At 73.3% G+C, this 13067-nt stretch carries 13 protein-coding genes; 5 read left to right on the top strand and 8 right to left on the bottom strand.

The window, feature by feature from the left end; genetic code table 11:
- The first annotated feature begins 4 nt into the window (after positions 1-4).
- Positions 5-1216 carry an RCC1 domain-containing protein gene (locus FHU28_RS24615; protein WP_184686790.1) on the top strand — a complete coding sequence of 404 codons (1212 nt, stop codon included), beginning with the start codon at positions 5-7 and terminating at the stop codon, positions 1214-1216.
- Positions 1217-1284: 68 nt separating this feature from the next.
- Here the strand turns inward: FHU28_RS24615 and ypfJ are convergent, their stop codons facing one another.
- Positions 1285-2199 carry a KPN_02809 family neutral zinc metallopeptidase gene (gene ypfJ, locus FHU28_RS24610; RefSeq protein ID WP_184689867.1) on the bottom strand — a complete coding sequence of 305 codons (915 nt, stop codon included), beginning with the start codon at positions 2197-2199 and terminating at the stop codon, positions 1285-1287.
- A 247-nt stretch (positions 2200-2446) separates the two neighbouring features.
- On the opposite strand from ypfJ, the gene FHU28_RS24605 reads away from it, so the two are divergent.
- A complete protein-coding gene (locus tag FHU28_RS24605; protein WP_184686789.1) occupies positions 2447-4054 on the top strand; it encodes an ABC-F family ATP-binding cassette domain-containing protein in 1608 nt (535 codons plus the stop codon).
- Between the two features lie 169 nt (positions 4055-4223).
- Here FHU28_RS24605 and FHU28_RS24600 read toward each other — a convergent pair whose 3' ends face one another.
- Positions 4224-4829 (bottom strand): cadmium resistance transporter, encoded by a 606-nt coding sequence (locus FHU28_RS24600; RefSeq protein WP_184686788.1) that lies wholly within the window; start codon positions 4827-4829, stop codon positions 4224-4226.
- A 549-nt stretch (positions 4830-5378) separates the two neighbouring features.
- Here FHU28_RS24600 and FHU28_RS24595 point away from each other — a divergent pair.
- From FHU28_RS24595 to FHU28_RS24585, 3 genes are all read left to right on the top strand, one after another.
- Positions 5379-5606, top strand: coding sequence for a helix-turn-helix domain-containing protein (locus FHU28_RS24595; RefSeq protein ID WP_007072022.1), 228 nt, complete (start codon positions 5379-5381; stop codon positions 5604-5606).
- Between the two features lie 46 nt (positions 5607-5652).
- Positions 5653-6420: an enoyl-CoA hydratase/isomerase family protein gene (locus FHU28_RS24590; protein WP_184686787.1), complete on the top strand. Its 768-nt coding sequence runs from the start codon at positions 5653-5655 to the stop codon at positions 6418-6420.
- Between the two features lie 136 nt (positions 6421-6556).
- Positions 6557-8539 carry an ABC transporter ATP-binding protein gene (locus FHU28_RS24585; RefSeq protein ID WP_184689865.1) on the top strand — a complete coding sequence of 661 codons (1983 nt, stop codon included), beginning with the start codon at positions 6557-6559 and terminating at the stop codon, positions 8537-8539.
- 42 nt (positions 8540-8581) lie between these two features.
- On the opposite strand, the gene mug is transcribed toward FHU28_RS24585, so the two are convergent.
- The 6 genes from mug to FHU28_RS24555 form a co-directional block, all read right to left on the bottom strand.
- Positions 8582-9202 (bottom strand): G/U mismatch-specific DNA glycosylase, encoded by a 621-nt coding sequence (mug, locus tag FHU28_RS24580; protein WP_116507226.1) that lies wholly within the window; start codon positions 9200-9202, stop codon positions 8582-8584.
- Between the two features lie 187 nt (positions 9203-9389).
- Complete coding sequence (locus tag FHU28_RS24575) at positions 9390-10151, bottom strand: SDR family oxidoreductase (RefSeq protein WP_184686786.1); 762 nt, start codon at positions 10149-10151, stop codon at positions 9390-9392.
- Between the two features lie 32 nt (positions 10152-10183).
- On the bottom strand, positions 10184-10630 hold the full coding sequence (locus FHU28_RS24570; protein ID WP_184686785.1) for an SCO6045 C-terminal-like domain-containing protein: 447 nt from the start codon (positions 10628-10630) through the stop codon (positions 10184-10186).
- Complete coding sequence (locus FHU28_RS24565; RefSeq protein WP_184686784.1) at positions 10627-11445, bottom strand: MbnB/TglH/ChrH family RiPP precursor modification enzyme; 819 nt, start codon at positions 11443-11445, stop codon at positions 10627-10629. Before FHU28_RS24565 ends, FHU28_RS24570 begins: the two co-directional genes overlap by 4 nt.
- Positions 11442-12362 carry a TIGR04222 domain-containing membrane protein gene (locus FHU28_RS24560; RefSeq protein WP_184686783.1) on the bottom strand — a complete coding sequence of 307 codons (921 nt, stop codon included), beginning with the start codon at positions 12360-12362 and terminating at the stop codon, positions 11442-11444. Before FHU28_RS24560 ends, FHU28_RS24565 begins: the two co-directional genes overlap by 4 nt.
- Before the next feature lie 103 nt (positions 12363-12465).
- Complete coding sequence (locus FHU28_RS24555) at positions 12466-13038, bottom strand: TetR/AcrR family transcriptional regulator (protein WP_184686782.1); 573 nt, start codon at positions 13036-13038, stop codon at positions 12466-12468.
- Between the last annotated feature and the right edge of the window lie 29 nt (positions 13039-13067).

The following is a 13067-nucleotide window of genomic DNA, read 5'->3' as shown; positions in this document are numbered from 1 at the left end:
CTTCATGAGCGGATATCAGGACGGCCGCCTGCGGGCCCGGTGGCGCCGTGCGACGAGACTCCTCGTCGTAGCGGCGGCAATGAGCGCCGGAAGCCTCGTGCTCACCGCCACGCTGACAGCGGGTACGGCGAACGCGAGCCCGGTGCAGCGCGCCGCGCTCGCCGCGCCCACCGTCAGCAGCGTCACCGCGGGCGGCGCGCACACGTGCGCGATCAGCACCGACGGGGGACTGTGGTGCTGGGGCTCGAACTACGGCGGTCAGCTCGGCGACGGGACCACCACGAACCGCAGCGCCCCGACGCAGGTCGGCACCGCCACCTGGACGAACGTCGACGCCGGCTCCGGGCACACCTGCGCGGTCCGCACGGACGCGACGCTGTGGTGCTGGGGCTCGAACTTCCGGGGCCAGCTCGGCGACGGGAGCACCACCAGCCGCAGCACCCCGGTGCAGGTCGGCACCGCGACCACCTGGGCCCGGGTCGACGCCGGCCCCCAGCACACCTGCGCGATACGCACCGACGGCACGCTCTGGTGCTGGGGCTTCAACCGGACCACCCAGCTGGGCGTCGGCGTCTCGCCGTACGTCGCGAACACCCCGTTGCAGGTCGGCACGGCCACCGACTGGGTGAGCGTCTCGACCGGCTACGGGCACACCTGCGGTGTCCGTACCGGCGGCACGCTCTGGTGCTGGGGGTCCAGCTCGGACGGCCAGCTCGGGCTCGGCAACCTGGCGCCCCAGACCGCGCCCGCGCAGGTCGGCACCGCGACCGGGTGGACCGGCGTCGCGGCCGGGTACGCGCACACCTGCGGGATCCGCGCCGGCGCGCTGTGGTGCTGGGGTGAGAACGGATACGGGCAGCTCGGCGTGACCGGCTCGTACCGGACCGCGCCGGTGCAGATCGGCACCGCCACCACGTGGAGCCGGATCGCCGCGAGCAGCGACACGACCTGCGCGTCCCGCACCGACGGCACCCTGTGGTGCTGGGGCAAGAACTCGGCGGGGCAGGTGGGCGACGGCAGCACCACCCACCGGTCCGCGCCCGCCCAGGTCGGTACCGCCACCAGCTGGACCGGCGGCCTCGCGGTCACCGACCACGGCTGCGCGATCCGTACCGACGCCGGCCTGTGGTGCTGGGGCGACAACAGCGGTGGTCAGCTCGGTGACGGGACGACCGCCAACCGGTCCACTCCGGCTCAGGTGACAGTGCCGGCCTGACCGGTCCGGAAACGACATCGGCCCGCACCGCCGTCTGCGGCGGTGCGGGCCGATGCGCGGCGCGGGGATCAGGCCCCGGCGCCGAAGGTGTCGCAGGACTTCGGGTCACCGGTGGTGAAGCCCTTGGTGAACCACTGCTTGCGCTGCTCCGAGGTGCCGTGGGTGAACTCGTCCGGGTTCACCGGCCGGCCGGAACGCTCCTGGATCGCGTCGTCGCCGATCTTCTCGGCGGCGTCGATGGCCTGCGAGATGTCCTCCTCGGTGATGCTCTTGAAGATCTTCTGCCCGCCCTCGTCGGCGGTGCCGGTGGCGTTCTTCGCCCAGGCGCCGGCGTAGCAGTCGGCCTGCAGCTCCAGCTTCACCGACAGCGCGTTCGCGCTCTGCGGGTCGCGCTCCTGCTGGCGGCGCATCTGCGCCTCGGTGCCGAGCAGGTCCTGCACGTGGTGGCCGTACTCATGGGCCAGCACGTACGGCTGGGCGAACTCGCCCTTGGCGCCGAGCTGGTCGGCCAGCAGCCGGTAGAACGTGAGGTCGATGTAGACCTGGTCGTCGGCCGGGCAGTAGAACGGGCCGACGCCGGAGTCGGCGGCGCCGCAGGCGGTGCTGACGTTCTGGCTGAAGAACACGGTCTTCGACGGCTTGTACTGCTCGCCGAACGCCTCCGGCATCGCGGTACGCCAGTACGCCTGGATCGAGTTGACGTAGAGGGTGTTGCGGCAGTCGAGCTGCTCCAGCGCGTCCTGCGCCGAGCACTTCTGCTCCAGCGAGGTGTTGTCACCCTGCTCGGAGCCGCCGCCGTTGGTGGCGGCGTTGAGGCCGAAGCCGCCACCCACCAGGGCGACGAGCACGGCGATGATGATGCCCACGATTCCGCCCCGGCCACCGCCGATCGGGATCGGAATGCCCATCCCGCCGCCTCCGCCGGACCCTCGCCGGTCGTCCACCTGGCTGGTGTCGACGCGCGCGTTCTCGTTCAGCTCCATGTTGACCCCGATCACCGATGTGTCCGTTTGTGGTGGTTGCGGTACCGGACCGGGTCCGGACGGCGTTCTCGGTACCCGATGATCTTGCCCGGTAATCCGGCGGAAGGGGCCCGCGGGGCCCGGTACACTTGCTCCCGTGCTGCGCTGCGAAGGCTGAACGGCCCCGCGCCGACGGGAAATCACCACCCGCCGGCGCTTTCGCGTGCCCTGAGTCAGCCCTTCCGGACCCGAGAGCGAGTACTCCGAAATGATCACTGCCACCGGCCTCGAACTGCGCGCCGGTTCCCGGATCCTGCTGTCCGACACCACCCTGCGGGTGCAGCCGGGGGACCGGATCGGCCTGGTCGGCCGCAACGGCGCCGGCAAGACCACCACACTCAAGGTGCTCGCCGGGGAGGGCCAGCCGTACGGCGGCCAGATCGACAGGCGCAGCGCCATCGGCTACCTGCCGCAGGACCCACGTACCGGCGACCTGGACGTCACCGGCCGGGACCGGGTGCTCTCCGCCCGTGGCCTGGATGTGCTCATGGCGCAGATGAAGGACCTGGAGAACAAGCTCGCCGAGGGCGCCGACGACGAGCGGCTGGTCCGCCGCTACGGCGCGCTGGAGGACCAGTTCGCCTCACTCGGCGGCTACGCGGCCGAGGCCGAGGCGGCCCGGATCTGCGCCAACCTCGGCCTGCCCGACCGCGCCCTGGCGCAGACCATCGGCACGCTCTCCGGCGGTCAGCGCCGCCGCATCGAGCTGGCCCGGATCCTGTTCCGCGACGCCGGGGAGAACGGCGGCGGCATCCTGCTGCTCGACGAGCCCACGAACCACCTCGACGCCGACTCGATCACCTGGCTGCGCGGCTTCCTCGCCAACCACAAGGGCGGCCTGATCGTGATCTCCCACGACGCCTCGCTGCTGGAGGCAGTGGTCAACAAGGTCTGGTTCCTGGACGCCACCCGGTCCGTGGTCGACACGTACAACCTGGGCTGGAAGGCGTACCTGGAGGCGCGGGAGACCGACGAGCGGCGCCGCCGCCGGGAGCGGGCCAACGCCGAGAAGAAGGCCGGCGCGCTGATGGCGCAGGCGGACAAGATGCGGGCCAAGGCCACCAAGACCGTCGCCGCGCAGAACATGGCCCGGCGCGCCGAGCGGCTGCTCTCCGGCCTGGACGAGGTCCGCGTCGCGGACAAGGTCGCCAAGGTACGGTTCCCGAGCCCCGCCCCGTGCGGCAAGACGCCGCTGACCGCCACCGGCCTGTCCAAGTCGTACGGGTCGCTGGAGATCTTCACCGACGTCGACGTGGCGGTGGACCGCGGTTCCCGGGTGGCCATCCTCGGCCTCAACGGCGCCGGCAAGACCACGCTGCTGCGGATGCTCGGCGGGCTGCTGGAACCGGACACCGGCGAGGTGCGCCCCGGGCACGGGCTGCGGCTGGGCTACTACGCCCAGGAGCACGAGACGCTCGACGTGGACCGGACGATCCTGGAGCACATGCGCAGCGCCGCGTCGGATCAGACCGACACCGACCTGCGCAAGATCCTCGGCGCGTTCCTGTTCTCCGGCGAGGACGTGGACAAGCCGGCCGGCGTGCTCTCCGGCGGCGAGAAGACCCGGCTGGCGCTGGCCACGCTGGTCTGCTCCGGCGCCAACGTGCTGCTGCTGGACGAGCCGACGAACAACCTCGACCCGGTCAGCCGCGAGCAGGTGCTCGACGCGATCGCCCGCTACCCGGGCGCGATCGTGCTGGTCACGCACGACCCGGGCGCGGTCAGCGCGCTCAAGCCGGACCGCGCCATCCTGCTGCCCGACGGCGACGAGGACGCCTGGTCCGACGACCTGCTGGAACTGGTAGAGCTGGCCTGACCTCGCTCGTGGTCGGCCTTCCCCGACCTCTTCCTCGTTGATCATGAGGTTGGCGGCACCGCTGGAGATCCACATCGCCGTCAACCTCATGATCGACGGGTCGGGTAGGGGCCGTGCCGCGCCGGGCTGAGCGGGGCTGGGTCGGTTGGCCGGGCGGCCGGAGTGCCGGTCAGGTCAGGAGGGCGGCCAGGTGGGGGAGGACGCCGGAGGTGAGCAGGATGGTCGCGCCGATGACGATGAAGATCACCGGGACCAGCCAGTGGCCGGCGCGGCCGACCAGGGCCACCACCCGGGGGTGCCCGCCGAGTGCTGCGGCGACCGCGCACCACACGGCCACCAGCAGCGCGAACACCAGCAGCCAGACCAGACCGGTGGCCGGGTCGAGGGAGCGGAACACCGGTACGTAGACGGCGATGTTGTCCGCGCCGTTCGCCACGGTCACCCCGGCGACGCCCAGCAGGCTGCCGACCACCGCCGGCGGCGGCTCGTCGTCGTCGGCGCGGGACAGCAACGCGCGGATGCCGAGCCCGATCGGCAGCAGCCCGAGCAGGCCGGGCCACGGGTCCGGCACCACGAGCAGCCCGGCGGCGGCCACCACCGCGATCGCGACGAGCGCGCCGATACCCGCGTACTGCCCGGCGACGATCTGCCACGGCCGGGGGCGGCCGCTGTGCCGGGCAGCTACGAACAGCACGGTGAGCACGACGATGTCGTCGAGGTTCGTGGCGGCGAAGACACCGGCAGCACCCACCGCGGCCGTGATCACGTCAATCACCCGAGCACGATACGGCCCGTCACACCGGTCGTCCCAGCGCACCCAAGCCACCGGACCCCGCTCGCCGGCTCGGCCCGCCGGACTGCCTTGGTGGCCTTCCCCGCGCACGCACCATCCGCATGATCCACACCAGTTCGCCGAAGTGGAGGTGTCCGGAGCGCGGTGATGCAGCCACTTCCGGGAAGTGGTGTCGATCATGCGGGAGGATGCCGCCACTTCGCCGAAGTGGCGCGAAGCGAATCGTCGCCTGTCGATCGGTGGGCCGGTTGGCGGCACCTCTCGTGCTTTCGCCGGCATGGACGGCCGGTCACCGGGCGGGCGTGGGGCCGTCCACCCGCTGCGATGCCGCCACCTCGCCGAACTGCCGCGGAGGGGCTCGTCGGGCGGGCCGGTACGGATCAGCCGGTCGGAAGGATCACTCTATCGGGAAGCTGACATTGCGTAGCGTGTCGGTTGGCGAATAGTTGATATCTGGCGCATGATCGTCCGAGGCGGTCTAATAGGTGGGACCGTATCCGAACCGCACAGTCTGGGACGTGAGGGATCAGCATGGCAGCCACCGGCACAGCCACCAGCACTGAGAAGGGTCGCCGGATCGTCGGGGCCGAGCGTCAGACGCTCGCCAAAGACCTGGTAAAGCGGTACACCGGGGGTGAGAGCATCCGTGCTCTGGCGGCCTCGACGGGCCGTTCCTACGGGTTCATCCACCGTGTGCTCACCGAATCCGGCGTGCAGCTGCGGCAGCGCGGCGGCGCCCGGCGCCGGAAGAAGGCGTGACCCGCCGCCCAGCGTCGTCCATCAGCGCAATGTTCCGGGCCGTCCGGTGACCGCCGAGACGACCGGAGTGCGCTTCGACTGCGACGGGCCGGTCGCGACGGTGACGTTGTGCCGGCCCGACGTGCTCAACGCGCAGACCCCGGCGATGTGGCGCGCGATGAGCGACTTCTCCCGCGACCTGCCCGGCGACGTCCGCGTGGTCGTCGTACGCGGCGAGGGGCGAGCCTTCTCCGCGGGCCTGGACCTGGCGGTCGCCGGTGCCACCGGGCCGGGTTCCTTCGCCGAACTGGCCGCGCTCCCGGAGGCGGAATGCGCCGACCGGATCGTCGAATACCAGGGCGGCTTCACCTGGCTGCACCGGCCGGACGTCGTGTCGATCGCCGCGGTGCAGGGCCACGCCATCGGCGCCGGTTTCCAGCTCGCGCTCGCCTGCGACATGCGTGTGCTCGCCGCCGACGCCAAGCTCTCGATGGCCGAGGTGACGCTCGGCCTGGTGCCCGATCTGGCCGGCACGCGCCGCCTGGTCGAGCTGGTCGGCTATTCGCGTGCCCTGGAGATCTGCGCCACCGGCCGCCGGATGGACGCCGCCGAGGCGGACCGGATCGGCCTGGCCACGCTCGTGGTGCCGAATGACGAGCTGGACGCCGCGGTGCGTGACCTGTCGGCCGGGCTGCTCGCCAACAACCGGGACGCGATCGTCGAGATCAAGGCGCTCCTGGCGGGCGCGGCCAACCGTTCGCACGCCGAGCAGCAGCGCGCCGAGCGGGAGGCGCAGACCCGGCGCATCCGGGACCTGGCCGGCCGGGGCGAGTAGCCGGCCCGGAAGCGCGATTTCGTAAGGACCGTTCGGGAAGAACTGGGTTACTCGCGAGGTTGTCACAGGCGTCTGGAGAATGGACTCCGACGATTCATGCTGCCTGACGACCCGGAGGTGACGCGTGTCCCACCCGATGGCCGGCGGCGGCATGGGCGGCTGGAGCATGCTCCGGTCGCTGCGTAACCGGGACGAGGTCTCCGCCCACGAGCTCAAGCGCGGCACCGCCCGGCGGATCGTCGCGTTCGCCCAGCCCTACCGGCGTGACATCGTCGTCTTCCTGATCACCGTGATCGTCGCCGCGGTCATCGGCGTGGCCACCCCGCTGCTCGCCGGCGACGTCATCGACGCGATCGCCGGGGCCGGCCCGGACGCCCGCGCGACAGTGGTCCGGCTCGCCCTGATCATCGCCGCGCTCGCCGTGGCCGACGCTCTCTTCTCCCTGGTCCAGCGGTGGTATTCGGCCCGCATCGGCGAGGGCATCATCCTCGACCTGCGCACCCGGGTCTACGACCACGTCCAGCGGATGCCGCTGCAGTTCTTCACCCGCACGCAGACCGGCGCGCTCGTGAGCCGGCTCAACAACGACGTGCTCGGCGCGCAGCGGGCGTTCACCTCGACGCTGTCCGGCGTGGTCAGCAACGTCATCCAGCTCGTGCTCACCGCCGCCGCGATGCTCGTGCTGTCCTGGCAGATCACCGTGCTGGCGCTGGTGCTGCTGCCGATCTTCATCATCCCGGCCCGCCGGGTGGGCCGGCGGCTGGCCGAGATCACCCGCGAGTCGTACAACCTCGACGCCAAGATGAACGCGACAATGACCGAGCGGTTCGGCGTGGCCGGAGCGCTGCTGGTCAAGCTGTTCGGCGCGCCGGAGGTCGAGGCCGACCGGTTCGCCCGCCGGGCCGAGCGGGTGCGCGACATCGGCATCCAGTCCGCGATGTACTCGCGGACGTTCTTCGTGGCGATGCTGCTCGTCGCGTCGCTGGCCCAGGCGCTCACCTACGGGGTCGGCGGCTGGCTGGCGGTGACCGGGGCTGTCAGCGCCGGCACCGTCGTCAAGCTGGCGCTGCTGCTGACCCGCCTCTACGGCCCGCTCACCGCGCTCTCCAACGTCCGGGTCGACGTGATGAGCGCGCTCGTCTCGTTCGACCGCGTCTTCGAGGTGCTCGACCTGCGCCCGTCCATCACCGAGAAGTCCGACGCGGTGCCGGTGCCGCGCCGCAGCGGCCGCGTCGAGTTCCGCGACGTGCGCTTCCGCTACCCGAGCGCCGCCGAGGTGTCACTCGCGTCGCTGGAGGAGGTCTCGACCCTCGACCGTACGGTGAACGAGCCGGTGCTCAAGGGCGTCTCGTTCGCCGTCGAGCCCGGGCAGATGGTGGCCCTTGTCGGCCCCTCCGGCGCCGGCAAGTCGACGCTGTCCATGCTGATCTCCCGGATCTACGACGTCAGCGAGGGCCAGGTGCTTGTCGGTGGCGTCGACGTGCGGGACGCCACGCTCGCCTCGCTGCGCGACGAGATCGGTGTGGTCACCCAGGACTCGCACCTGTTCCACGAGACCATCCGGGAGAACCTGCGCTACGCCAAGCCCGACGCCACCGACGACGAGATCTGGGCCGCCCTGGCCGGCGCGCAGGTGGCCGACCTGGTCCGGGCGCTGCCGGACGGGCTCGACACGACAGTCGGCGAGCGTGGCTACCGCTTCTCCGGCGGCGAGAAGCAGCGCATCGCCATCGCCCGGCTGCTGCTCAAAGCCCCGTCGATCGTGATCCTGGACGAGGCCACCGCACACCTGGACTCGGAGAGCGAGGCGGCGGTGCAGCGGGCGCTGTCGGTGGCGCTGACCGGGCGTACCGCGCTGGTGATCGCGCACCGGCTCTCCACAGTGCGCGACGCCGATCAGATCCTCGTGCTCGACGAGGGCCGGATCGTGGAGCGCGGCCGGCACGACGAACTGGTGGCCGTCGGCGGCCTGTACGCCGAGCTGTACCGCACCCAGTTCGCGGTCACCGACTCGCCGACGCCCCACGCCGAGGCGGAGCAGCCCGAGCCGGTGGTCACCACGGTGCCGATGGGCACCTACGTCGCCCACGAGGCACTGCCCCCGGCGGCGGCCAACTAGCGGACCCGGCGGCGACCCGGCCGGCGCCGGACGACCGGAGCCCTAACCCGCCACGACCGCGGCACGCAGCTCGGCGAACGCGGCGCCGAGCGTCTCCGGGGTGAAGTGGGCGTTCAGGCCGCTGGGGTTGGGCAGCACCCACAGCCGGGCCGGCCCGAGCGTCTCGGGCTGCGGCCCGAAGCCGGCCTTCGGCCGGGTGAACCCGATCCGGTACGCGGTCACGCCGACCACCGCCACCCAGCGTGGCCGGTACCGCTCGACCTTCGCGGTGAGCGTGGCGGCGCCGTCGACAAGTTCCGTGGCGGTCAGCTCGTCGGCGCGGGCACTGGCACGAGCCACCATGTTGGTGATGCCGAGGCCGAGCGCGGGCAGCGTGTCCTGCTCGCTGGGGTGCAGCAGACGCGGGGTGAAGCCGCCCCGATGCAGGGCGGGCCAGAACCGGTTGCCCGGACGGGCGAAGTGCCAGCCGGTCGCAGCCGACCACAGACCCGGGTTGATGCCGACGAAGAGCACGTCCAGGCCGGGCGCGATGACGTCCGGCAGCAGCCGGTCGGCCGCCGCCGCGAGCTGTTCGCGGCTGGGGCGTGGGTGCCGCCGGGCGGGCGTGCCCGGCCCCGGGGCCGCCTCGGGCCGTCCACCGCCCGGCCGCCGTCGGTCGCTCACCGACCCACCGACCAGGGTGTCCGATCCACCGCGGGAGCCGCCGTCCGCACCCGGCTCACCGCAGCCGCCGAGGGAAGCGCGTTCACGGGAGCCACGGCCGCGGAAAGCACGCTCACCGACGCAACGGCGGCGGGAAGCCCAATCACCGCACCCACCGTCGCGGAAAGCCGACTCACAGCAGCCACGGTCACAGCCCGCGCAGCGCGCCGCCGTCGACCGGGACGGTCACCCCTGTGACGTACCCGGCGGCGGGGGAGAGCAGGAACGCCGCCACCCGGCCGAACTCCGCCGGGTCGCCGATGCGCCCCAGCGGGATCGCAGCCTCGGCCTGGGCTCGGGCCCGCTCGGGGTCGCCGGAGCCGGCCAGCAGCTCCCGGTTGCGGTCGGTCATGATCCGTCCTGGCAACAGGCTGACCACGCGTACGCCGCGCGGCCCGAACTCGTCGGCCATGTCCTTCGCCACGCCGGCCAGGCCCGGCCGCAGGCCGTTGGAGATGCCGAGCCCGGGCAGCGGTCCGCGTACCGAGGTGGACAGCACCAGACCGATCGCGCCGCCGTCGGTGAGCGCCCCGGCCACCGTGCGGGCGAGCCGGACGCTGCCCAGGAAGACGGTCTCGAACGACTCGCGCCACTGCTCGTCGGTGACAGTGGCGGCGGTGCCGGGCGGCGGGCCGCCGACCGAGATCAGCGCGCCGTCGAGCCGGCCGAAGTGTTCGCGGGCGGCGGCGACGAGGCGGTCCGGGGTGCCGGGGTCGGCGAGGTCGGCGGTCAGTCCGATCGCCCGCTGCGGGTCGCCGAGCGCCTCGATCGCGGCGGCCACCCGTTCCGGGGCGCGCGCGGCGATGACCACCCTGGCGCCGTCGGCGACGAGTTGTTCGGCGGTGGCGAAGCCGAGGCCGCCGGAGGCGCCGGTCAGCACGTACACCCGGTCGGCGAGTCCGAGATCCATACGCCCGATCCTGCCGTACCGGAGGGCGCGTGTCAGCGCGGGGCGGGCCGCAGCAGGCGTACCCGGCCGGCGAACTGGGCCGCGACGGCGCCGCCGGCCCGGGCGACGGCCGGCATCCGGCGGGGCCGGGGTGGGCGGTGACCGTCGTAGTGGCTGGCGGCCTCGCGCGCGGCCAGCTCCTCCGCGCCCAGCGGCGGCAGCGTGCCCTGGTCGCTCAGCTTCCGGGCCAGGTCCCAGCCGTCGCGCAGGGAGCCGTTCGTCGGCCGTCCGTCCGCCCACGCGGTGAACGTCGCCGGCCAGTCCGCGCCGAGGCCGGCGGCGAGCAGCGGCCAGTGCCGGGCCACGTCGCCGGAGCGTTTGCGCAGCAGCGCCCGGCGGGCCGCCTCGACCGGCGCGGGGGCGAAGCCGGGCGGCAGTGGCCCACCGGCGACGAGCGCGGCGACCAGCTCGGCCTGCCGGGCCGCCAGGTCGCCGCTCACGTGACCACCGGGTGGCCGGAGGCGGCGGCGAGCGCGTCCAGTTCCGCGCGCAGCTCGGCGGCGGGCGGGTAGTGCCCGTCGCGTTCCAGCAGCAACGCGGGCGGCCGGCGCCGCTGACACAACTCGCGGACCAGGTCGAGCACGGCGGCGGGCACCGGATCGGTGTGCGTGTCGTGGTAGAAGCCGCCGTGTTCGGCGCCGCCCGCGATGTGCGCGTAGGCGATGCGTTCCAGCGGGAGCCGGTCCAGCAGCGCGGTCGGGTCGTCGCCCCGGTTGCGGGCGTTGGCGTGCACGTTCGCGACGTCGAGCAGCAGCAGCGCGCCGGTGGCGTCGAGGATCTCGGTGAGGAAGTCCGCCTCGTCCAGCTCGTCGTCGGGCCAGTCGAAGAGCGCGGCGATCGGCTCCAGGGCCAGCGGCACCGGCAGCTCCGCCTGCGTCCGCCGCACGTTCGCCACCACGGCGGCCACCGCCTCGCGGCTGCGCGGCAGCGGCAGCAGGTGCCCGGCCTCCAGACCACCGGCCCGCACGAACGCGATGTGCTCGCTGACCAGCGGCGCGTCCAGCGCCGCCGCCACCGCGGCCAGGTGCGTCACCCGCGCCGGGTCGACCGGTTCCGCGCCGCCGAGGGACAGCCGCACCCCGTGGGGTACGACGTCGACGCCGCGCGCGCGCAGCTCGGCGAGCCCGTCCGGTAGCGGACCGGCCGGGGTGACCGTCTCCGCGACCACCTCGACGAACCGCAACCCGGGCAGCCCGGCGACGAATCCGGCGATCTCGGGGCGCCAGCCGATGCCGACGCCGGCCGGGCCGGTCATCCGCCGCACCCGCCTCCGCCGCAGCCACCGCCCCCGCCGCAGGAGCTGCCGCCCCCGCAGGAGCCGCCGCCGGCGGTTGCTCCGCCGCCGCACGAGGTGCCGGAGCTGGCGCCGCCCGCGTTGCCCATCGCCTGCCGCTGGATCTCGGCCTGCTCGGCGAAGCCCGGGTCCATGGTCCAGAGCGTGGCGGTGCCGAACAGCGCCACGCCCAGCGCCACATCCGTCGCGCCGTACGTGGCGTACGCGGGGGAGGCGGCCGGCCGTAGCCAGGCGTGCCGGCGGCGCATGTCGTCGAGCGCGGCGGTCGCCGCCCGGGTACGCCAGGGCACGCGGTTGAGCAGCATGAACGCGATGCCGAGCGCGACCAGGCTGAGCAGGAGCCAGCCGGTGGGCCGCCCGTTGAGCAGCCCGAAGACGGCGCGGGCGATGCCGATCACCAGCAGGAAGCCGATCAGCAGCGCGCCGCGCCGCAGCGTCCGGCGTCGCTCCTGGTCCAGTGCCAGGCCCCGGCGGACCAGACCGTCGCGCAGCTCGTCGATCGCCCGCCGCACCCATTCGTCGGCGGCCAGGTCCCGGGTACGCAGGCCGCGGCTCGCCGCGTAGTGGACCGCCTGGTCCAGCGGGGTGGCCCCGGCCGGCAGCGGACCGCCGGTGGTGAGCCGCCGGTCCGGTCGTACGCCGACCGCGCTGGCGTGGCGCAGCGCGCCGAGCGCGGCCCAGACGGCGAGCTGGTCACCGCCGTTGAGGTACGCGACCTGCTGCGGCCCCAACGCGCCGTGGTCGGTCACCGGCGTGCCGGCCAGCATGCGACGCCGGTACACGATCGCACCGACCACCAGGACGACGGCGACAAGCAGGTACCAGCGCAGGAAGGTGGGGCCGGGGATGCCCCAGGTGTCGTCCGAGGGGAGGCTCATCGGCTGCTCCTGTCGCGCGGAGGGGTCGCGGCTCATTGTGGAGCAGGCGCGCCAGAGTCGATCTCCTCAAGTGGCGCAGTTACCGGACCGAGACCGGCGCGGCTCAGTGCCGGCGCACGGCCTCCTCGACCAGGTCGAGCACCCGGGCCAGGTCGCCGGCCGGGCGGCCCATCGCCAGGTGCAGCACCAGCCCGTCGTAGGCCAGCTCCAGGAACTGGGCCAGCACGTCGATCGGGACGTCGTCGCGGAGCACGCCGGCCTCGCGCTGACGCACCAGGCGTTCCCGGGTCGCCCCGGCGATGGCTTCGGAACGCTCCGTCCAGCGCTTGGCGAAGGCCGGGTCGGTACGCAGCCGGCGCGAGACCTCCAGTTGGCTGCCGAGCCAGCCGGTGGTGTCCGGCGAGACCGCCCGGGCGAGCAGGTCCCGCATCACCTGGACCAGGCCGTTGCGGGCCACCGTCTCCACCATGGCGGCGGCGTCGTCCTCGGCGACGGCCAGGAACAGGGAGTCCTTGTCCCGGAAGTGGTGGAAGATCGCGCCACGGGACAGGCCGGTGGCCTCCTCCAGCCGCCGCACTGTGGCGCCCTCGTAGCCGTGCCGGGCGAAACACGCCCGCGCCGCCGCGAGAATCTCCTGCCGGCGCGCGTCGAGCTGGTCCTGGCTTACTCTGGGCACCTGTGGATCGTCGCAGGCGGGACCGCGTG

This window comes from Micromonospora echinospora (genome assembly GCF_014203425.1).
In the GTDB taxonomy this organism is placed as follows: domain Bacteria; phylum Actinomycetota; class Actinomycetes; order Mycobacteriales; family Micromonosporaceae; genus Micromonospora; species Micromonospora echinospora_A.
The sequence above is the reverse complement of the archived record's forward strand: the minus strand, read 5'-3'. Positions and strand labels throughout refer to the sequence as shown.